The 22,768-nt window shown below is 44.0% G+C and carries 17 protein-coding genes; 6 read left to right on the top strand and 11 right to left on the bottom strand.

The features are described 5' to 3' along the window. Positions 1-57 precede the first annotated feature (57 nt). From Ga0451573_RS20060 to cdaA, 10 genes are all read right to left on the bottom strand, one after another. The gene (locus tag Ga0451573_RS20060; RefSeq protein ID WP_231683557.1) at positions 58-1,650 is read right to left on the bottom strand and encodes a Tn7-like element transposition protein TnsE; all 1,593 of its coding nucleotides are present in this window, start codon (positions 1,648-1,650) and stop codon (positions 58-60) included. 16 nt (positions 1,651-1,666) lie between these two features. Continuing rightward, positions 1,667-3,523, bottom strand: a complete 1,857-nt coding sequence (locus Ga0451573_RS08980) for a TnsD family transposase (RefSeq protein ID WP_231683556.1) — start codon at positions 3,521-3,523, stop codon at positions 1,667-1,669. Positions 3,524-3,535: 12 nt separating this feature from the next. Next, a complete protein-coding gene (locus tag Ga0451573_RS08975) occupies positions 3,536-5,140 on the bottom strand; it encodes an ATP-binding protein (RefSeq protein WP_231683555.1) in 1,605 nt (534 codons plus the stop codon). Beyond that, positions 5,133-7,283, bottom strand: coding sequence for a Mu transposase C-terminal domain-containing protein (locus Ga0451573_RS08970; protein ID WP_231683554.1), 2,151 nt, complete (start codon positions 7,281-7,283; stop codon positions 5,133-5,135). Before Ga0451573_RS08970 ends, Ga0451573_RS08975 begins: the two co-directional genes overlap by 8 nt. Next, positions 7,280-8,098 carry a TnsA endonuclease N-terminal domain-containing protein gene (locus Ga0451573_RS08965; RefSeq protein WP_231683553.1) on the bottom strand — a complete coding sequence of 273 codons (819 nt, stop codon included), beginning with the start codon at positions 8,096-8,098 and terminating at the stop codon, positions 7,280-7,282. Before Ga0451573_RS08965 ends, Ga0451573_RS08970 begins: the two co-directional genes overlap by 4 nt. Positions 8,099-8,249: 151 nt before the next feature. Then, positions 8,250-10,079, bottom strand: coding sequence for a glutamine--fructose-6-phosphate transaminase (isomerizing) (gene glmS, locus Ga0451573_RS08960; RefSeq protein WP_231683552.1), 1,830 nt, complete (start codon positions 10,077-10,079; stop codon positions 8,250-8,252). Positions 10,080-10,368: 289 nt separating this feature from the next. Then, a complete protein-coding gene (glmM, locus tag Ga0451573_RS08955; protein ID WP_231683551.1) occupies positions 10,369-11,718 on the bottom strand; it encodes a phosphoglucosamine mutase in 1,350 nt (449 codons plus the stop codon). Positions 11,719-11,768: 50 nt separating this feature from the next. Continuing rightward, positions 11,769-13,382: an NAD(P)/FAD-dependent oxidoreductase gene (locus Ga0451573_RS08950; protein WP_231683550.1), complete on the bottom strand. Its 1,614-nt coding sequence runs from the start codon at positions 13,380-13,382 to the stop codon at positions 11,769-11,771. Between the two features lie 120 nt (positions 13,383-13,502). Continuing rightward, positions 13,503-14,429: a CdaR family protein gene (locus tag Ga0451573_RS08945; protein WP_231683549.1), complete on the bottom strand. Its 927-nt coding sequence runs from the start codon at positions 14,427-14,429 to the stop codon at positions 13,503-13,505. 2 nt (positions 14,430-14,431) lie between these two features. Next, a complete protein-coding gene (cdaA, locus tag Ga0451573_RS08940; RefSeq protein ID WP_231683548.1) occupies positions 14,432-15,235 on the bottom strand; it encodes a diadenylate cyclase CdaA in 804 nt (267 codons plus the stop codon). Positions 15,236-15,555: 320 nt separating this feature from the next. On the opposite strand from cdaA, the gene Ga0451573_RS08935 reads away from it, so the two are divergent. From Ga0451573_RS08935 to Ga0451573_RS08925, 3 genes are read left to right on the top strand one after another with little or no spacing between them, the layout of a single operon-like run. Beyond that, positions 15,556-16,278: a DUF881 domain-containing protein gene (locus Ga0451573_RS08935; RefSeq protein ID WP_231683547.1), complete on the top strand. Its 723-nt coding sequence runs from the start codon at positions 15,556-15,558 to the stop codon at positions 16,276-16,278. Then, entirely contained in the window at positions 16,278-16,655 is a 378-nt protein-coding gene (locus Ga0451573_RS08930) for a small basic family protein (RefSeq protein ID WP_231683546.1), read from the top strand. Before Ga0451573_RS08935 ends, Ga0451573_RS08930 begins: the two co-directional genes overlap by 1 nt. Then, positions 16,655-17,359 (top strand): DUF881 domain-containing protein, encoded by a 705-nt coding sequence (locus Ga0451573_RS08925; RefSeq protein WP_231683545.1) that lies wholly within the window; start codon positions 16,655-16,657, stop codon positions 17,357-17,359. Before Ga0451573_RS08930 ends, Ga0451573_RS08925 begins: the two co-directional genes overlap by 1 nt. An 11-nt stretch (positions 17,360-17,370) precedes the next feature. Here Ga0451573_RS08925 and Ga0451573_RS08920 read toward each other — a convergent pair whose 3' ends face one another. Further along, a complete protein-coding gene (locus tag Ga0451573_RS08920) occupies positions 17,371-18,363 on the bottom strand; it encodes a lytic transglycosylase domain-containing protein (RefSeq protein ID WP_231683544.1) in 993 nt (330 codons plus the stop codon). Positions 18,364-18,702: 339 nt separating this feature from the next. On the opposite strand from Ga0451573_RS08920, the gene Ga0451573_RS08915 reads away from it, so the two are divergent. The 3 genes from Ga0451573_RS08915 to Ga0451573_RS08905 all read left to right on the top strand — a co-directional run bounded on the left by Ga0451573_RS08915 (position 18,703) and on the right by Ga0451573_RS08905 (position 22,658). Continuing rightward, a complete protein-coding gene (locus Ga0451573_RS08915; RefSeq protein WP_231683543.1) occupies positions 18,703-18,900 on the top strand; it encodes a helix-turn-helix domain-containing protein in 198 nt (65 codons plus the stop codon). 162 nt (positions 18,901-19,062) lie between these two features. After that, a complete protein-coding gene (locus Ga0451573_RS08910; protein ID WP_231683542.1) occupies positions 19,063-21,993 on the top strand; it encodes an HsdM family class I SAM-dependent methyltransferase in 2,931 nt (976 codons plus the stop codon). Further along, positions 21,993-22,658 carry a hypothetical protein gene (locus Ga0451573_RS08905; RefSeq protein ID WP_231683541.1) on the top strand — a complete coding sequence of 222 codons (666 nt, stop codon included), beginning with the start codon at positions 21,993-21,995 and terminating at the stop codon, positions 22,656-22,658. The genes Ga0451573_RS08910 and Ga0451573_RS08905 overlap by 1 nt, the downstream gene beginning before the upstream one ends. Positions 22,659-22,768 lie beyond the last annotated feature (110 nt).

The following is a 22,768-nucleotide window of genomic DNA, read 5'->3' as shown; positions in this document are numbered from 1 at the left end:
AATTCAACAGAATACCCCAATTATCCTTTTAGAGTATACTATTAAAATTTTAAATGATCAAATGAATTTTAAAAGGAAATAAATTATCTTCTCATAAACCCTCTCCGCCCAATGATGGGGGTCTGTGCTGGTATGCCTTAACTTTGTATGGTTTAGATTTTTAAGTAATTTAGTAGGCCAATTACCACTATTTAGGACTAAATTAATAAGTAATTCTTTAATGGCTTTTTCTTCTTGTTCCCGATTTTCTTCCTGGGGAAATTGTACGATTAATGTTGATAGGGAACGTTGATCTGGGCGAGCAACTTCCAAGATATAAGCGGTTCTTCCTCCGGCGCCGCAAACATTAACAATGGCACAGACTCTCCTTCGCCCATCAGGTAGCCAGGAGAATTTCCGGCCAGGAGGTAAATTGACAAGATTCATTGAAATCCTCAACTTGGGATATATTTCTTCTAGGCGCTTAATCATTTCATAAAAATCTTCTAACTCAAAACTGTCTGTTTCGTATACAATTTCAAGGGTCTTAAACTCTATAGGTTGAATACTGCCGCCAGCAATGGATTCATCAACACTGGCAGCAATAAATGCAGCACCACCTTTCCCTTGTTTAGAGACATAGCTATCCCCTTGATTGATTTGCTGCTCATACTTGGCTACACGATTGATTTCAGGATTATTTACAAAAATCATTTGGGTAGCTTCACTCTCCACAACAGGCTGGTGGGTATCTTCTCTAGCCAAGTCCTCATTATTAATTTCAAAATTTTGTTCCTTTCCCTGCAAAGAAATACGTTTCTTCTTTGGGCTATTGGAAAAGACACGTCTTTTAATTGATTGGTGGCTATAATCTATCCGGTCAACTAGCAACTCTACTGCTGAAAAGCTAAGCAGCTCATATATCAGAACACGGCGGTCAATGCATTTCCCCCGGAAAGTAAAATTAGAATTTACCAGTTTAGGTACAGCTAGTTCTACGGCTTGACCATATGCTAAACCATAGTTGGACGCTGCTGCCTGGGCGTAAACATTTGTTTGGACCGACTCAAAGGAATTACGTACTTCCGGTATTAGATAGACCCAGGAAAAATGCTGCACAAAATCGTCATTAACTACTGAAGCTGGAATTTCCCGTGAAAAATCTAATATCGCTTGCCGGTTATTAAAATGATGGTGATACAATAAATAAACTAATCCATTTGGACGAAGTAAGGCATTTGCCAGTACCTTATTCTTAGCAAAAAAGGCCCTGACCAATTCAACATGCGGGATATAGTAATAGGTCCCATGGGATTGAAAACACCATACATTTTGTTGGATCAATTCAGCGTTTCCGTAGAGGAAATAATTAAAAATACGGCAAACATCTAGTGAGTTTTCCGTAAGCCCGTCACTTAAGTCCTTTATGTATGCCTTATAAATATTTCCCGCTGCTTGAGATATTAAGGCTTGCCCATTTTGATAATATTGACCGATCTTTAGAACCGGTAGCAGTCCAATTGGGAATTGAATTAATTCTATTTTTCGTCGGTCTTCAAAAGCTGCCGTAATACGCCATTTATTTCCTTCGGCTAACCTCACATGGCCAAACCAATGTAATTTAACAATCCGGCCTTTGAATGGCCATGGTCTTAGTTTTATTGAAGCCACAGTTACACCTCAATTCTCAATGCAGTTGATACTGTCTGGCTTGAGTCATAATTTCTTGCTGCACTTTATCTGAAACGGTAGATTTTAGTCCAGCTATACGTTTCATTTTCCATTCAGAAATTTCTTCTTGATGTTCAAATAAACGCTTTGCTGCCCATTGAACCCGACGGATTTGAAACTGCTCTCTCGTTTCAACCACCTGACTTAGATAAGCTGCTGTTAATGGTAATTTTTCCAAATGTTTCTCAAGTAGGGCTAATTTGCCGATTTCTTTACCAATTCTACTAATATTTATGTGCACAGGCTTTTTAGCAGATAATAATCCTGTAACAGCTACAAAGATTTCTTTTACCAACTCGCTATCTCTTTGTTTCCAGTCCACACGCTTGTTTACAGTAGGAGAAGCCTGCTTTTTCGGAGAATTATTTTCTAGCCACTTACGTGCATGTCGATATAACCAAGTGTATAAAGCAGGATCAACATTCCTCAGTTGCGTCTTGGATGAATTCGGGTTTTTATCTTGAAGCTGTAACCATTGAGCCTGTTTTTCAGATAATAGATCCGACCAATCAATTGCTTTAGGAGATACCGCCTTCATTTTTGTATTTGCATACTTTTTTACAGTTGCGATATCAACATTTACTTTCTTGGCAGCAGCATAACAACTCAACTTCTCGGCATAGATGAGCTGCTGCAGCTTATCTTCCCAAACAGGGCCAAACTGCTTAATAGTACCGATCCTATAACAATCCTCCAGGGTTCTATCCGGCCCTCTTCTAGAGTAGATAAAACCACACGAACAAGAGAAGGTACCCACAGGATTCCGAGTATCTGTGCAAATAGTCACGTTGACATTTGAAATAACAAGCTGCTTATAATGATCTGCAGCTGCATTCAAACAAGGATACGGCCCTCTGCCGAAAGGTTGGTAGGTTTTATCAGCATACTGATAAAAAGTATCGATGCCCTCTTTAAAAAATTGGATGAACAATAGGTGACGTATAGGATGAAAGGCTTTCCGATGTTTGCGAGTTATTGCTTTAAGCCAACAAGCAGGATTGTCAGTATCAACCTGTGATTGTAGGGCTACCAGTAATTCATCACCATAGAACCAGCAAAACTCTTCGGCAAGCGTTCTCTGATTTACCGTTCCATTTACCGTTGCAAAGTCGTGCTTTTGCAGTAAATATTTATAGGAACTTTGAATGCCGGACCAGGAAAAACTATAGTAACCAACGGAAAGTTTTAAGATATCAGCAGCAATCTCCTTCAAATGGCTAATCGTTTTGTCGTTATATTTGGGCGGTTTGACACTGAAATTACAGTTTTCCTTTGTTGCAGCCTCATAAGTATGCTTATTTTTGCCACGAAAGCGTTCCAAAGAATTCTGAAGCAATCCGTCATGCTTCAGACATACCAAAACACCTGGCAACTGGTGTGATAAATGCCAGTAGGTTTCACCGAACTTTTCAAAGTCTTCCTCAACACAGTATGGACAAAAGCGAAAATAGGTAGGCTCGGAAATGCTACTCGCCATCATACCTGTCATCATATGAATTGCTCCCAGCCTACTCCCGGTAGTCATAGCATCAAAAACCTGCTGACTTACGCCTTCTTTGCCAAATAGAGTGTAGTAATTAAAGAATGTATGTTTTTCAATCCAATGCTTTACTTCAGGTATATCGAAATGCTTAATCCGCTGATATAGCCCATCCAAATGTGTTGGCAAATCAGGTACGGCCAGAACATTCGAAGAACCGAATAAATCGTTCATAGTTGCTTTAGGGCTGACATTGCAGGAACGCAGGTGATAACGGGCCAACCAACTGTATAATATTTCATCTTCATAAAGCCTTGGAAAAAAAGGCAGCATTTTTTCACCTTCTCATACCGCAAATTCGTCCAAAGGATTTTTAATATAACCCGCCTCCTGCAACGCCTTATAAGCGGATACTTTCCTTTTCTTACCCTGATTCACAATCTTTTGCAGCTCATTCACATCTACTTTTGGTTTCTTTTTCTTCTTTTGTGCATCTCGTTCTGCTATAAAGGTAAGGGCACTTTGCATTAACTCTGCCTGCGATATGTTTGGATTTTGCTTTAAGACAGTGGTTGCTGCTTTCTCTGCTAACCCGGCATCAATATCCAAACCAATAAGCGCCAAAATCACCTTTTCTAACATTGACGTCTCTCGCTTTTGCCGGGCTTCAGCCTGTTTTTCTTTCTTCTTTTGAATTGCTGCCTTGAGGTCAATATTTGAAATACGATATTGGAGATAGTCCTCGATATTCATTGGTATGATGTCTTCATATTTCTCAATTTCAGAAACTAATCCTGATTTCAGAGCTTTTAGCATCGGTTGGACAAGTTTTAGATCGTCCAAAGCCACTGTTCGTATCATACCGGGAGTAATAATCTCGTCGCCTGTTTCAATAGCACGCCCTTGGGAGAGCACAAAAAGTTTGACAGCAATATCCACAATCCCCTGGCTTTGTTCATATAGAGTATTGTTTAATTCCTCGGTTAGCTCAATCTTCTGCCTCGTCATCTGATATTGCCACATGTTCTCAATAAGTAGGTCCCAGTCATCACCTTTTTGCATCTGCTGCCACACCATGTCACCCTGACCGCTACCGCGGCGGGCTTGCCGAAAATCCTGCTGTAGAATACTCCTGGCCCTCATGGTACCAATCATCATAACAGGAACACCTATTTCGTTAACCAGTGTTACAAAGAAGTTCATCATCTTTTCCGAACCACTGCTTTTAGCCGTTAACAAGTGCTGAATTTCATCGATAATTAAGGCACCGATACAGTGAAGACGAGCAATCTGGCCCATACGTGTCACCATGGAGCTGATTGAATTCCGCCGACCTCCAAACCGGTCGTAATAATTAGTGCCGAGCAGCCGATCAATTTTTATAAAAAAATCCATGCATAGTGATTTTAAGGAACCGTCGTGAGGGCAATTCAGTTTCAGCCAGACAATTTGCGTTATATTCAACGGATGTTTATGGATTAGTAACTGCGGGTAGAGAGATAATATCCTTTCAATGGCAGTTGTCTTGCCGATACCCGAAAAACCCATCAAGGTAAAGCTTGAAGCAGTGGAACGAATGTCAGCCGGTACGCTCTTACTATTTAAGACTTGATGGGCAATATTTAATTGTTTGGTATACTCTGGGGTGAGAGGGTTACGTCCTACATACCCATATCGCAGCAGCCTGGAAAAACGCTGTTCCAAGTCAAGATGCTGCATAACTGGTTGGAAAAATCTCGTTAAGCGTATCAACGCATGATACCGCAGGTGGTGGGACAGTTGACGTTCCTTTTCATCATATTCGGGATAGAAACTTAGCTTATCAAAAGCATCATCCGGGGATAAAATCGGCGGTAATGCCTCAATCAGGGGGTTGCCCTGAAAATCAACAAGTTCCTGTTCGTGATAAGTTGCCTCCTGTGCCTGGGTATAGCCATTATAATTATTCATGGTCATTTTTCCTTCCCTTTTTTCTCAAGAACTCTTTAATTGTTGGACGGGCATATCGTCCTTTTTCATCATCCGCCGTTTGTTTATTTATCGGTACTACATCAGCTGGTTTGTTTGTTTTTTGCTTTTTGTCCAAAGAGAATGCCTCTTCTTTTTTCCTGGCATCACGTTCATTCTTGCGATTTTCTTGGATATCTTTAGTTTTTTGTGTTTTACTGATAGCTTTGGACTGCTGCTCGTTGGCTTTCTTAACTGCTGGTTTCACAATGGCTTCTGCGTCAGAAATTAAATCAACTTCTTTTTGCAATTGTCCGTGTTCGGCTTCTTTTTGCATCTGTTTTTCATATTCAAGGAGATAATTAATTTCATCCAATGTTTTATTTTCGTAACGCCTTTGACCCGTAAGTAAGTGGCAAGTGTCAAATGAGTTTTCGTCATTTACTAAGTAAATTGATGACATATTTCTTGGATCAAAGGCAGCTTTTATTTTCCAGCTCCCTTTCTGCCGTGCAGTTGGGAACCAGAATTCTTTTAAGGCCCGTTCGCAGCTGTAGCACATACCCTTTATTTTGATGCCTTTATAGGTTACAGTTGCTTGTGATTGTGGCAGTAAATGTAGCTTAACCAGTTCCTCCGGGAAATACCTTAGCTTTCCGGAGCGATTTTGAAGCCCCCAGTTCCATAATTTTAAAGGAGTAGGCTCCACTTCGTCTTCAATCATATCTACATCACGAAGATAATCCTTCAAATAATGCTTCGTATTATAATAGATTACTTGTTTTAGGATTAACTGGGTAAATTGTTCGATAGTCAGCTTACCATCCAGCCTGTAATCGCGTGCTCCCCGTTCTTGAAAATCTTTATCTACATAACCGGGTAAAAAGGGTTTCACTTTCCGCTGAATTGTATCGAATTGTTTTTCTACTATCGCTTTCCAATCAGCTCGGTACGGTGTTGTATTTTCAACATGTATGTTAAATGCGGAAATTAACCTCTCCACATTGTACCCTTCCAGCTCACCCCTATCTGCTAGAAGTATTTCAGGAAAATGCTGCACAGGCCATGCTTCCCTGGGAATCTCTATCCCGTATTCGCGACAGAATTCCTGCTTGTCAGCAGCAACATTAGCTAGAGCCATCATAGCCCCTATCCATGAGGGGCCTTCAAGCCCTATGTAGATGCCGGTAACCAGCCGACTAAATACGTCTACGACCAGATAAATGACCGGTCGCCCAATAATCCAGTCAGGATTATAGCGCGATATCAAATATACATCGGCAACTGTTGCATCAATCTGGTAACGTGAACCCGGACCAATCACTTCCGCAGTGGAAGAACCTAATACAGCCCGGAAATCTTTTTCATATTTCTTGCGTCCCTGCCTGGCAACCGTCACTTCTTCGACATTATATTCTTTGTTATACCAGTAGCGGAATTGATCCAAAGAGGGTAATTCTTCTTCATCTGCAATAATTACTTTCTTGATACCATCCTCATAATAATAATCTTCCGCATAAAACTCTTTAATCATCATATTATAGGCCGCCGGTATGCTGTTTTTCTTAGTGGACAAATAATATTTTTCCAAGGCAACACGAAATACTTTTTTAATAGATTGATCTACGTTAATGCCTGTAAACTTTTTACGAGGGCGTCCTCGTTTTTTACTGCCTGAAGCCTTATCCTTGCCTTTTCCACCGGACTTACTGTAATCCGGCAGTAAGGCGTTAGGTGTCTGTCCTCTTTGCCAATACCGCCGCAGATATTTATATACAGTAGGCTTGGTAATTACATGTTTTTCCATCACTTCTGCAATCATTTGACCTCGCTTATCTCTATCAAAAATATCCGGCACGTTGGTAATAATATCTTTAATGACAGCCCAAGCTTTATCCCTAATCGCAATATTTTTTTTATTAGTTTTATCACTAATAACGGGTAGAAAATCATCTTGCTTAATTTTCATTAATTCATCTTCAATAAGCTCTTCCTTTATTTCATTTACCCCTACTGCAAACGGAAAAGCCTTTTTGTCTTCAACATCTATCAAGTAAGCTAGGACATTTCCATTGTCCACCCATAAGACACGGAAGATTCTATTTGTTTGTGAGTTTTTTAATAACTCATTGACTAATAAATTCACGTTGCCAACCGTCCCTTTGGTTTATTTGATAAGGAAAAGTCTAAACTAGATAGCGAGGCTCGCAGGTCTAGGGGCTTGTCCATATCTATGCCTACATATTTGTGTGCAATAAGGTATTTAAGACAAGAAAGCGCTGTTCCAGCTTCAAAGGCATAGTATTCATCAAACAATTTCAATATGTCCAAAATCAATGCGTCCTTACCTTTAATATAATCATACAGGGTAACTGCTAGGTCTATATCCTCTTCCTCCATATTATAAGAACTATGAACCCAGCCGATGTTCTTACAAATTTCCTTTGGTAACTCCAATTCAGTTACTATCCCCCAGTCAACACCTGCATCACCCCAATACTGCCGTTCAATTTCAAATTTCTCAATTACTCGTTTATCGTTTAGCTCCTGATAGGGCTTCGTAGTTCTTGCTAAGTGTAAGATTTTATTACCCTGCCGGACGGTAATTAAAAAATCTGTAGTACATACTATAGGGATCCTAGTTACAGAATCTACAGGATGACTTATTCGCTTCTTTTCTGCTATCTGAACCGTTTTCTCGCGATTTAGTGGGTATTGTTCCCGAATATCTATTACATCGCTCGCCCAATCTAGCAGGTAAAAATAGTCGCGTTCCAGGTCCGAAAGGAGGTGATGAATACGGTTAGTTTTCCATCCTTTTAAACGGTGAACCCGACCTGCCGAGGGAACATCTTGAATAGTTAGCCAAGGCTTATAATTCGATAGTTCGCCGCTCCCCCGTCCCTCGGTAAAGTACCGGACAATTTTATCTTCATTCCACCCATTTCTACGTTTTGCCATTGTATATTCCTCCAAAAAAAGAAAAAGCTACTATTATGATTATCTCATAATAATAGCCAGTAAACAACTTTTTTACAAAGTAAATAACTTTATTTCCAAGTAAAGAACTTTTTTTCTATGAATCAGAAAAAGCAATACCAACCCCCCATGCCTACTCCACAGTCACACTCTTGGCCAGGTTCCGCGGCTTATCCACATCACAGCCCCTGGCCACCGCTATATGATATGCCAAAAGCTGCAGCGGAATCACCGTCAGCACCGGGGCCAGAATCCTTTCTGTCACCGGTATATAGACCACATGGTCAACGACCTTCTTAAACTCCTTATTCCCGTGGAAGGTCACCCCGATAACCTGGGCATCCCTGGCCTTGACTTCCTTAATGTTGCTCACCATCTTGTCATACAGGTCCATCTGGGTTGCCAGGGCCACTACCGGCACACCGTCAACTATAAGCGCCAGGGTCCCGTGTTTCAGCTCCCCTGCAGCATAAGCCTCGGCATGCATATATGAGATTTCCTTCAGCTTCAGGCAGCCTTCCATAGCCACCGCATAGTCCAGGCCGCGCCCCAGAAAAAAGGTGTTCTGGGCTTCGGCGTATTTCTTCAGGAAACTCTCCAGGTCTTCCAGGTCATTCAGGATTTCCTGGGCCTTGGCAGGCAGTTCCCGCATCTCAGTAATCAGCTTTTCCGCATATTCCGCATCTATAGTCCCTCTCTCCTGGGCAAAGTAGATCCCCAGTAAGAACATTGCAATAAGCTGGGTGGAATATGCCTTTGTTGAGGCCACCGCAATCTCCGGCCCTGCCAGGGTGTAAATAACGGCATCAGCCTCCCTGGCAACGGAGCTGCCCACCACATTGGTAACTGCCAGGACTTTGGCCCCGTGTTTTTTGGACTCTCTCAGGGCAGCAAGGGTATCTGCAGTTTCCCCTGACTGGCTGACTACAATCACCAAATCACCTTTATTGATTAACGGGTTACGGTAGCGGAACTCAGAGGCAATATCCACTGTAACAGGTATCCTGGCCAGGTCTTCAATGACATATTTCCCGACCATACCGGCATGATAGGCAGTGCCGCAGGCTACAATGAAAATATTCTTTATTTCACTGATCTGTCCATTAAGCATATCGAGTTCATTGAGAATTACCTGTTTGTTGTCGGCAGACAGCCTGCTGCCCATTGTTTCCCTGATTGCCCTGGGCTGTTCATATATTTCTTTCAGCATGAAGTGCGGGTAACCGCCTTTTTCGGCGGCAACCGCATCCCACTGAACATGGTAGACCTCTTTCTCAATTTCATTACCGTCAAAATCCGTTACCCTGACTCCCTCTTTTGTAAGCACGGCAACTTCCCGGTCATTGAGGATGTAATTGTCCCTGGTATATGCCAGAGTAGCCGGAATGTCTGATGCCAGGAAATACTCCCCGTCACCCAGTCCAACCACAAGCGGGCTGTCCTTACGCACAGCCACCAGCTTGCCGGGTTCTTTTTTTGCCAGGACCACCAGGGCATAGGACCCTTCCAGTTTCCCGGCCACTTCCCGGACAGCTTCTTCCAGGTCTCCCTGGTAAAAATGCTCCACCAGGTGTGGGATTACCTCTGTATCTGTCTCTGAAACAAATTCATGTCCCTCGGATTCCAGCCATTCCTTCAGTTCAAGATAGTTCTCGATGATACCATTGTGTACCACCGCAAACTTGCCTGTACAGTCGGAATGCGGGTGAGAATTCACATCAGAAGGCCTCCCATGGGTAGCCCACCGGGTATGACCAATACCGACATTTCCCTCAGGTGTATAGGCATCAATTTTTTCATCTAATTTGGCGATCTTCCCCAGACTCTTCACAATCAGTATCTTATTTTTCTCTATTACAGCCACACCTGCTGAATCATAACCACGGTATTCCAGCTTTTTCAAACCATCTAATAAAACCGGCACCACTGACCTGGGGCCGATATATCCAACAATTCCACACATATTGTTCTAACCTCTCCTTCATTTTAACCACCCGGCACCTTTGTGCCGCCCGTCACCGGACGGTTTTGTATGCCGTTTTACGGTTGTGGTAAACCGGGGGGTACCCGCCGAACCATCGATAAACCCCCGTCCTCGTCAACTCAGAATCACACTGTCTCTGAGTTCAGGCGCTTTTTCAATATTAATTTGTCTTTTTACTGAAACACCTGCTTTCATCACCTCCCTCCATTATATTATAATTATCCCCACTCTCCAACCGGCAACAATTGTTATATTGTAACGCCTGCCGTTATCCCGCCACCCTGGAAATAATCACAGCAATCCCTTCAACAATCTCTTCCAGCTGCTTTTCATCCGGCCCCTCGGCCATCACCCGCACTTTGGGCTCAGTCCCGGACGGCCTTACCAGGATTCGTCCGGTGTCACCCAGGACCTCCTCACCCCTGCGGATGGCTGCAGTTACTTCCGGGGCTTCCATAGCTGCCGCCTTGTCACGGACCCTGACATTGACCAGCACCTGAGGCAGGCGCTCCATCTGGGCAGCCAGTTCGCTCAGTGTTTTTCCGGTTTCCCTAACCACAGCAGCAAGCTGCAGCCCTGTCACAATCCCGTCACCTGTGGTATTGTGTTCCAGGAAAATAATATGCCCTGACTGTTCCCCACCGAAAGTGGCTCCGCATTTCAGGAGTTCTTCCATCACATACCGGTCTCCCACCTGGGTTTCCAGCACCCTGATGTTCTCATTCTTCAGCCCCAGCCTGAGGCCGAGGTTGCTCATAACGGTAACTACAACCGTGTCCTGGGACAGCTTTCCCTTCCTTTTCAGATGGGTCCCACAAATGACCATAATGTGGTCTCCGTCAACAATACTACCTTCTTCATCAACAGCTATCACCCTGTCTGCATCCCCATCATGGGCTAGGCCAAGGTCCGCTCCATACTCGGCCACCTTACCGGCAACCACCGCAGGATGGGTAGAACCACAGTCCTTGTTTATATTAATCCCATCAGGATCACTGTAAACAGGGATTACCTCAGCGCCCAACTCCCGGAAAATCCGGGGAGAAAGGACGGAAGCAGCGCCATTGGCACAATCGATAACTATCCTCAAGCCTTCCAGGGAACAATCAACAGTACTTGCAGCAAACCGTACATACCGGTCACCGGCATCGGCAATTTCCCTTACTGAACCTATCTCTGACCCTACAGGACGGTTGGTTTCGGGGATCCCCTCCCTTATCAGCCGCTCAATTTCGATTTCAACTTCATCCGGCAGCTTATAGCCGGTAGCGGCAAAAAACTTAATTCCATTATCTTCAACAGGATTATGAGAAGCAGAGATGACTACTCCGGCAGCGGCTTTAAGTTCTCTGGTAAGAAAGGCAATGGCAGGTGTGGGCATCACTCCGACACGAAGAACGTCCACCCCCACTGAGCAAATACCGGCAATCAGGGCAGCTTCCAGCATATCACCTGAAATCCTGGTATCCTTCCCGATGACTACCGCCGGTTTTACCGGCCTTTTGGCATTTCTGGTGAGGGTATAGGCCCCCGCCCGGCCAATTTTATATGCCAATTCCGGGGTCAGGTCTCTGTTGGCAACTCCCCGGACCCCATCGGTCCCAAATAATTCTCTCATTTTATAAACGCCCCTTCTATAGCTCATTTACAAAATAGCTCCGCCAATTTTCATCTGAGCTCCCCGCGAAATTTCCCTATCACAGCTTCCGCCACCCTGATCCCATCAACGGCAGCGCTAATGATACCGCCTGCATACCCGGCCCCTTCTCCTGCGGGATACAGCCCTTCCAGGCCAACAGACTGCCGGTTGGCGTCCCTGACCAGTCTCACTGGGGCCGATGTCCTTGTCTCCACCCCCGTCAATAGAGCCTGGGGCATGGCAAAACCCTTTATTTTCCGGTCAAATGACTCCATGGCCTCTTCCAGCATTTTAGTCACATAACCGGGCAGACACTCATGCAGATCCCCTGGCTGCAGACCCGGAAGATATGTGCCCCATGGGGCTTCAGCAAGACTGTTGGAAGCCCTGCCGGTCAGGAAGTCCTCCATCAGCTGTGCCGGAGCATTATAATCCCCGCCGCCTGCCTTGTACGCCGCTTTTTCCCATTTGCGCTGAAACTCAACCCCGGCAAGGGGCTGCAGGCTGCCAAAATCATCCGGGGTCACCGACACCACCACCGCGCTGTTGGCCACACCTGTGTCCCTGGCATAATCACTCATACCATTAGTTACCACCGTATTTTCCTCAGATGCCGCAGCCACCACCCTGCCCCCGGGGCACATACAGAAGGTATAAGCTGCCCTTCCCGTATCCTTACTCTTGTGCACTAGCTGGTAATCAGCCGCTCCCAGCCGGGGATGTCCGGCAAAACTGCCATACTGAGCCTCATCTATCATTCGCTGCGGGTGTTCCACCCTCACCCCGATGGAAAAAGCCTTTTGTTCCATCGGACAGCCGGCCTGTTCCAGCATTTCATAAGTATCCCGGGCGCTGTGACCCAGTGCCGCAATCACCACACCGGCAGGAATCTCCCGCTCCCCGTTAATGACGACACCTCTGACCACGGCATTTTCGATAATCAAGTCAGTTACCCTGGACCCAAAATATATTTCCCCACCCATTTCCTCCAGAAGAAGACGCAGGTTTTTGACCACAGTTCTTAACTTATCGGTACCGATATGGGGCTTATTCAGATACAGAATCTCTTCAGTCGCGCCGGCAGCCACAAAATCGTTCAAGACGCCCTGGACACGGCTGTCGTTGATTCTGGTGGTCAGCTTGCCATCGGAAAAAGTACCGGCCCCACCCTCGCCAAACTGGACATTTGACTCAGTATCCAAAATCCTGGTAAGCCAGAACTGTTCCACATCTCTGGCACGAGTGGCTACATCCATGCCCCGCTCAAGTACCAGGGGACGGAAGCCATTCCGGGCCAGGGTCAGGGCAGCAAAAATTCCGGCAGGTCCGGCCCCGACAATCACAGGACGATGCGTCATAGCAGCCATTCCCAGTGTCACCGCAGGTTCCGGTTCAGGTTCCCTTATAGCGACCCCGGACACCTTCCGGCGCGCAATGCTCGCAGCAGCCTTCTTGCCAAGAGAAACATCAACTGTATAAACAAAAAAGAGGCGGTTCTTTTTCCTGGCATCCAGAGCCTTTTTTACTATGGTATAATCCCCGACCTCTTCCGGAGAAACAGACAGTCTCCTGGCAATATGCCCTGATACATCTCCGGAATCAGCATCAATATCAACTTTTATGTCAGTTACCCTGTATAACATTACAACCCCCGCCTGAGGCAGCGGCAAACCATAATCCACTGCAATCATAAAAAATTATATTCCTATAGCGATACACTGTCAATGTATAATATGCTCTGTACCGTGTTGTCTGTTACGTGCTTAGTCCGGTCCTATTTTAACCAGTACTCTCAGAGATTGCCTGTCTGCCGAAACCCCCTGGGGCAGATCCGGGCCCACCTCCGTATAGACATCCTCTTTAGCGCCGCTGATATTCACCGGCTGGGTAGACACACGATCAATGCCGTTAATAGCTTCCGGTTCACCTGTAATATTGAGTTCCTCGGGTTCAATTACAGTTGTCAGTACAGTATATCCGGCCGCAGGCGTACCGGTAATCTGGGGGTTAACCTTTACCTTCCTGACAGGCAGATCAGGAACAATCGTGATAAATACATCAACTACCGACGGAGTTCTGGTAACAAACCGTTCTTCCCTGAAGTTGCCTGTATCATCAACAACCTTTATAGGCAGAGTCTCTCCAAATGACTTTTCCCTGTCTTTCAGCTGAATGTCAATAGAAACCGCAGTCACCCGGTCAATCACGCTCTTGGGTCCCCTGATGATAACCTCATCAGGCTTTGTCTTCACAGCCAGGAGCTTGTACCCCTCCTTAGGCGAATTCAGGTAACTGGCCTGTACTAAGACCTGCTTTTCGGCCATAGATTCAATTTTCACCGGCATCTGCCGAGGCCTGAGGTCAGCGACCTTGACTCCTGTCGGAGCCTTAACCCGTACCGGAACCACCGTTTCTCCCGGTTTAACCCTGGTCAGGTCAACATAAACCTCGATTGAGCGCACATCAAGGTCAGCGATCAGGTTTTGGTTGGCCTGGACCCGGACATTTACCGTACCCGGCATTTCCGAAACTGCCAGATTCTGCCCGACACCCTTAACTTCAACCGGTACAGCTTTAAACTCTTTATATTTAGTTGGGTTTAGCTCATTGGAGACATATACCCACAGCACAACCGCCAGAATTACTGACAGTATTTTCAGGCCCCAGTCTCCCTTTCCGAACCATCCCACACTTATGACCTCCTGTACCAGAATGGCGTATAATTATTTGTCTTCTGAATAAGCATTCCCACCAGAACTTCCCGGAGAGTTTTTTCGTCATAATTACGAGTAATCCTCCCTTCACGGGCCAGGGAAATGGTGCCTGTCTCTTCTGAAACCACTATGGCAACAGCATCTGATATCTCGGTAATACCTATCGCCGCCCGGTGGCGTGTTCCCAGTTCCTTACCCAGGTTGGGGTTTTCAGTGAGGGGAAGAAAACAACCGGCCGCAGCCACCCGATCTCCCCGGATGATAACTGCCCCATCATGAAGCGGCGAATTGGGGATAAAAATATTAATCATAAATTCTCCTGAAATAACCGAATCCAAGCTTACTCCTGTTTCTATATAATCATTGATACCGGTTTCCCTCTCTAAGACGATTAAAGCCCCGGTTTTGTTTTTGGACATGGTCACAACAGCCCTGATAATCTCATTGATAACCCGGTCGGTATCCTCTTCCTCCAGAAAAGTAAACGGCCTGGCAAAAAACTTGCCCCTCCCAATGCGTTCCAGAGCCCGGCGCAGTTCCGGCTGGAATACAACAGGAATGGCAACAACAACCATTGTCCTGATATTGTTCAAAATCCAGTTAATCGTATAGAGCCCGAGCCAGTCACTGATAGTAGTCGCTATCAGCAGGACGACAATCCCCTTTAATAGCTGCACGGCTCTGGTACCTTTAATCCATTGAAATAGTTTATAGATCAAAGCTGCCACAACCAACATGTCGAAGATATTGATTAAATTAACTGCCGGCAGCTGGAACAGCATTGTGACACCTCATTTCTATCAACCGTTCTAAACTCGCGTTAACCTTAATATTATGTGTAATCAGGCCTGCACTTAGCCTATTTTCGCACTCTATTCTAATAATTCGACATTAAGTAAATTCTCACCTTTTTCTTTTGTTTAAATTTCCTAAAAACTCCTATTTCCCGTAATTTTTTCTTGGATATCCAAAGCAGGAGTTTATTCACGATTATAGAAAATAGTATTATCCCAGAACACCAGGTGCAGCATATTTACTCAAATCCATTTACTATATTCCTCTGCCGGGTGTATGGGAAGGGGAAGGAAGGGAGAATCCGGCCTTGAAACTGGAAAAATGGCATCTTTCTATAACTCTGGTGTGTCTTTTGTTTGGCACCCTGTTTACTTCAAACCTGAAAACCCAGCTGCAGGATTTTAACCCATTAGCCGCCAGGAATGAAGGCCTGGTCAACATAATTAAGACACAGGAACAGAAGAATCATGAGCTGGAAACAGAGATTACCGGCATCAGAGACAGCATCGAAGAACATCAACTGGCCACGGCAACTCAGACAGAACTAAAACCTCTGCAGCAGGAACTGGAAAGACTCCGGTTTTTGTCAGGCCTCACCAGGGTGAGCGGCCCCGGAATAATAATTACTCTCAATGATCAGGATAGAGCACGGACGGCCACAACCGAAGAAGCCAATCTTTACATCATCCATTACACCAGTATCCTGTATATTGTAAATGACCTGCGAGCTGCCGGAGCAGAAGCAATTTCCGTAAATAACAGCAGGGTGGTATCAACCAGTGATATCAGATGTGCCGGAAATATCATCCTGGTCAATACTCATCGTTTGGCGCCTCCCTATGAAATACGCGCAACTGGGAATCCGGAGCTGATGGAAGAAATGGTCAGGAGCGGGGAATTCACTACCCTGGAACTCAGCAAGTTCCCAGTGACCCTGCAGGTCAAGGATGATGTTGTTATTCCGGCTTATAAAGGAAGTTACACCTTCAATTATGCAACTCCAATCCAGTCAAAGGACGGTGTGGAATAATGGTATTGGCAGTGTTGGCCCTTCTCCTTGGGTTTCTGGCAGGTCAGGCTTTAACCTTGGCATTGCCTGCCAGCTTCGCAACTTATCTCTCAGTAGCTATTTTAGCAACCCTTGACTCAACCCTCGGCGGAATTAAAGGAGTTATGCTGGAAAAATATGATGGCGCTATCCTGATGTCAGGTTTTTTCATCAATGGCTCAATTTCAGCTTTCATGGTCCTGATGGGAGACTGGATTGGTGTCGACCTTTACTATGTTGCTATTTTCGTTTTTGGCATCAGAATATTTCAGAACCTGGCAATTATCAGGCGTGAACTGATTGATAAACTACTGCCACCGGTCGCTAAAAGAAAATCCACGGTTCGCGAGGTGTCCTAATGTTCGCAAAAAAATGGCCTTTAACCCTTATAGTCGCCTTTGCCTGCCTTGGCCTGCTGCTTTCCCTGCAGTTCAAAACCCACCAGGCAATGGCCGATGACCTGAACTACCAGAGTAACGAAACCCTGGCAGCAATCGCAAAGAACCTCACTACCAAGTACTACCAGCTTATTCAAGAGGTCTGGGATCTGAGAACACAGTTAAAACTGCTGCAGCAGAGCGCCGACCAAAATAAAACAGCCCTTGAAGCTATGTCAAGGGAACAGCAGAAGCTTAATACAGCCCTCGGCACTGTTCCCGTGGAAGGTCCGGGCATTACTGTAACTATTCCGGAGAATGACCAGAATTACTTTGGATATCAGGATATAGTTGACATAATAAACGAATTATGGAATTCCGGGGCTGAAGCAGTTTGTGTTAACGGCTTCCGGATTACAAACAGCACCTCCATAATGCCTGACAGTGAATATATCGCAGTACTTATTAACGGAGTCCGCATTTCGTATCCTTATACTATAAAAGCCATTGGAGAGCCAAACTCTCTTGATAAGGGTATTTCAATCCCCTTTGGCATAGTCGACAACCTGAAGACCCTTTTCAAAATTCCCATATTGATTGAGCAGGAAGAAAACCTGAAACTTCCCTCAGCTTCAACCCCAAACTTTAATTACACTCAGACAACAGTGGAAAAAGCAGTGGAATAATTCCACTGCTTTTATTGTTTGGCCTCAAATGCCCTCCGGTATTTTTCCACCAGCCGCGGCACATTTGACATATAGCCCTGTGTTTCCGGAATATACAGGTATCGGCCGTTTTTCACATTATTAGGACCGGCATTATAGGCCGCACAGGCCAGTTCGATACTGCCAAAGGTCCTGTACTGGTAAAGAAAATACCTGGTACCCCCATCTATATTCTGCGCGGGGTCATAAGGGTCAACCCCTAACCCCCTGGCAGTTCCCGGCATTAGCTGCATCAAGCCTATTGCTCCGGCACGGCTGACCGCCTCCGCACTGCCGCCCGATTCCTGTTCTATTATCGCCGCGATTATCGCCGGATCGACATCATACTTATTCGCCGCTTCCTCAATCAGACGCGCCCAGCGCAGAATTTTATCAGTTTTGTCATAGGGAACTATCCTGCCTTCATCATCAACCAGTACAGGTTTGTTATCAATTGTGACAATCTGCACTGCCATCAAATCCATATATGACTTGAAGGCATCATAAAGGTTGTCCTTGACAATCTCAAATGAGGTTAAATCAGGTTTCTTCTCATCTTGAGGCACATATATTTTCTCTATGCTTGACGTAACCGGCATTGTTGTGCTGGCACTGGCTAGTTTACGATTGGCAGCATCCCCAAGCCCCAGATGACTTCCTACGAGAAGGGCCACATTATTCAGATTTGTCCTGACAATAACGATCTTTTCCTTTTTGTAGGCAATTGTGGTCTCTAAGTCCAGTTTAGCATCGACCGGCAGATCGCTCAGGGGCGGTTCCCTCCGGGCCATGAAGTCAACAAACTGGTCCCCCACAGGGGGATACCAAATGGTAGCACATATGAAAGAGAACACCAGCAGCCAGAACACCCGCCACCTGAAAATCCAACAGGCTGCCACTACGACAGGGGAGAGGTATTTCTTTACATATTTTCCATGTTTCCGGCGTATTCGCTTTGGCACAATCCTGGATAATACACTACTCATCTCTCGCCCCCCTTGCGACGTTTTTCACCCTTACATCTTCTCCGGCATTTTTATATTCCCTGCTGGGATTATTTACTGGAAATAATTTCTGGGAAATATGATTTCCCTTATATTTAAGATTCTAAACTGGGAGCTTTTTTTTGTATGTGGATGGCTCCCCTTTAGGTGGCTTTCTTTTGTTTTTTTATTGAACCATAGATAGGGATTTGGATTGTGCAGGTAATTATTTGGGTAAAAAGTGACGTTATGCGCTGGTCCGTGAGCATAGGGGAAAGGAAAAGTCATTGACAAGATACGCCCGACCGTAGTATACTAAAAACAATATGGGGAGGTTTGACTATGGAGCTTGATTGGATAACGCCGCAGCAAGCTGCACAACTTTGGGGCATATCAGCACGTCGTATCCAATCTCTTTGTACAAAGGGGCGGGTTAAGGGCGCGAGAAAGTTAGGCAGAGCATGGCTTATCCCAAAAGACACACCCAAACCTATCGACGGCAGGACAAGAGCCGCCAGAATTACTACCATCAGGAAATAATTGGAGGTTAATGTCATGTTGCTAAAGGACATTTTTGCAAAGACACCACTACGGCAATCCTCTGTTCAATGCTGAGGTCAAGGAGTGGCTAAAATCGGAAAGTGCAAGTTTTGTTAACAACTGATCGGTAAGCGCAGTTTATAAAAGGGGGAAGTGAGATTCATGAGCAAACATTTGAATGAGATTATAAAGCGGCTTGGGTACGCTGATTCTCCCTGCCTAAAATACAAGAGTAATCACTATGATTCAAATACTTTGACTGCGCATACAAGCAAGATATTAACTGAGTTGTCTCCGTTTGCAGCATATATGGTGGATGATGAACCTTTCGTTCTTTTCTTTGAAGAACCGTTAAATCAAGATGAGCAAAAAATCATAAGCCGGAAAATCTGGAATGCACAGATTCCGGTAGCTATATTCTGCGGCACATCGACTATTAAAATATTCAACGGATGTACGCTTGAACAAAGAACTCATCTCCTTACGGAAGCGGAGACAATTTCATTTCATGCAGTTGATGAAAATTCTCCATTCTCATTTTGGGAAATTACAGACCATAGCTTTTGGGAGAAGTATTCCCAAAAGTTTAGCGGCAAAAAGCTGAATGATGCGTTATTAGATAACCTTACTTACCTTACGGACAAATTAAGGAACGACCACAAAGTAACATTTGCGACTAAACTTGTGCTTCGCTTGATATTTATTCGATATTTAATTGACCGTGGTGTAGACTTAGACTGCCCAGGCTTTTCTTCCGATGTTGCGGTTTCGAGGGAAGCATTGCTGGCATTGCTAAGCGATAGGGTTGCTTTGTACAAACTTTTTGCTCATTTGAAGGGCAAATTTAACGGAAACCTTTTTGAACTTGACAGCGAGACACCAGACAACCTGACAGAATCAGCACTCAGGGAACTAAAGGATTTTCTGTCCGCTGATAGTTCTACACGTTCAGGACAGCTATCCCTTTTCGCCTTATATGATTTTAATGTAATCCCGGTTGAATTGATTAGCAATATTTATGAAATTCTTCTTGGGGAAGAAGCACGGGACAAGGATAATGCTTTCTATACGCCCAAATATTTAGTTGACTACATTCTTGATATGACGATAGATAAACATATTCAAAATAATGAGTCTTGTAAGATTCTCGACCCGTCCTGTGGCTCGGGGGTATTCTTAGTAGATAGTTATCGTCGCATGATTGAAAGTAAATTAAACGGCGAGTTGTATACCGAAAACGATGACCTTTTATGTGATACGTTAAAAAATAATATCTTTGGTGTTGACCTTAATCCGAGTGCCATTGATGTAGCGATATTCTCGCTTTACTTGGCTGTGTTGGATTATAAAAACCCCAAAACCCTAAAACAGTTCCCTTTGCCTAATTTGAGAGGGACTAATTTGTTGGTATGCGATTTTTTCGATGAAGATGGATTGAAGACCTTACAAAAAACTCCTTTTGACTTTATAATAGGCAATCCGCCTTGGGGGAGCAAACCGGGTAAGCATGTGGACTATTGCCGAGAGCATGGACATATGCAGTATATGCAAAATAATGATACCTGCCGAGCATTTATTCTGCGTTCAAAAGATTTCAACAAAGAAAACGCAACGTGTTGTTTTGTTCTGCACTCCAAAATGCTCTATATGCAAAGCGGTCCTTCAAAGAAATTCCGCAAGTATTTACTAACAAACATAAAAATAAAGAGTGTAATTGAGCTATCGTCGGTTAGGAAGCTTGTGTTCAAAAACGCAGAAGCTCCTGCTATTGTTTTGACGTACAATTTTTCAGATGAGAATCAGACAGAAAACAGGTTTGAGCATATTTCTATGAAAAGAAATGAGTTCTTCCGATTGTTCAATATTATCGTTTTAGACAAGACTGATGTTAAAAGTGTACAGCAGAAATTGCTGATAGAGAATGACTGGGCATGGAAAACTTTAGTTTACGGATTAACGGGTGATATCGATACCATACGCAAACTGAAAACAACAACTAAGACATTAGAAGAAAGTATTAAAAATCAGCACCCTCCCATTATAAAAGGGACAGGGGTGCAATATAATGATGGGGATTTAAATCCTGCATCCCATCTTTTGGGGCGTCCGCTCCTTGACTCAAGAACCGCAATAAATCACTTTGTGCTATTTGAAAACAATACGTCGCCTTTCGCAAAGCAAAAAATACACAGGCCGCGTAATGAAGCTTTATTTCGTGCGCCATATTGTCTCGTCATGCAGGGGCCTGATATGACAGATTATACAATGGAGGCGGTATACTCTGAAGTTGATTTTGTGTTTCATGAGGTTGTCTATGCGATCAAGGGTTCGTTAAGCCAGAAAGCATTCTTGCTTAATGCCGTTGGATTATTAAACTCAAAGTTATATGCTTATTTTAATCTCATGCTTGGTTCATTTATAGGAATTGAAAGAGAAAAACGCCAAATAGGAGAGGTGTTGTCTTTTCCCTTTGTTTTTAGCGAAGACATCGCGAGACAAGTTGAACATATACAAGCAATTAAAAGGCAAGATGACGGCTTCATCACCAGTACAGATGCTTCTGATGAAATTGATATACTCAACCGGACAATTCTTAAAGCCTTTGGATTGTCTGAAAATGAGTTTGTTGATTATGCCCTTCGCATACAAACACCGCAACTAACAGGAAAAAATGATACCGATGCTAAACGTAAAGCGACTATACCGGACTATGAAATATATGGGAAGTCTTTCTATAACTATTTGTCAGAAATATTTTTAGGCGCGGAAAAATATATGCAAATAAACGTCTACCCTACTGTCTCAAAACATTATGGGGCTATTGAGGTGATTGTTCTCGACGAAAAACCTGCTGAGTGGTTGGTGGTCGTAGATGACAATACCGACAATCAGAAAAAGATGTTCGCAAAATTATCTGCACATAAAACGAACGAACTATTTTATTGGCTCAAGGATATCATGTACTTTGATGAACATTCTTTCTATATCATCAAGCCAAATTATTATAAGAATTGGCATCCTGCAATAGCAAGACTCGATTTAATGGAATTAACAGATCAAATCCTTTCCAGAAAAAATGGAGGGGAAAACTGATGGGAGGTTTCAAAAACGAGACAATAAACAGCGCGTTTGACATCGGTATCATAAATGTCATAATTGCCCATCTTACCAAATGCAGTAAACAAATGAAAGTGGATTGTATTGCTACAGACAACCTGTTGAAAAACAATGAGGATGCTATCACCAACAGATTGATTGCTGTGTACCTAAACACAGAACCGGGTATTTTCCGATATGAGCCTCAATCGCCGGAACACTATGATAGAGAGACCGACCATTATATTGGAAGAACGGATATCAAAGTTATTTCCGGGGACTACTTTCGAGATGAAAAAGCCTATTATATTATCGAATGTAAACGTATTGACGGCTCAATCACACTTAATCAAAATTATATAACGAAGGGGGTGGAGCGATTCTTCAGTCCTAATCCACATCCTAAATATTCCTCCTACTACCTACAAAATATTATGTTTGGCTATGTTGTACGAGCCATTGATATTACTGAAAATGCAGATAAAATTGATAAACTTCAAGGCTCCTTATTGAAAGGAGCAACAGCTTCCCAATTTACGCTGATGCAGAACGAAAACTCCCAATATTATGTTTATGCTTGCGTGTATGTTGCTCCCGATATAGGACAGATTGAACTGAACCATTTGTTCTTTGATTTCGCCGATGTAATATGCGAGAAATAAGGAACATTTAATTTTTCATAAGATAATCGAGTAGCTAGAAGTCGGGAATAATTTCCCGACTTCTTCGCTCTCACAGAACCGTACGTACGGGCCTCGTATACGGCTCCTGA

The sequence above is a fragment of the Phosphitispora fastidiosa genome (genome assembly GCF_019008365.1).
Lineage (GTDB): Bacteria > Bacillota > Thermincolia > Thermincolales > UBA2595 > Phosphitispora > Phosphitispora fastidiosa.
Note: the sequence above shows the minus strand (reverse complement) of the source record. Positions and strands in the feature narration are given on the sequence as shown.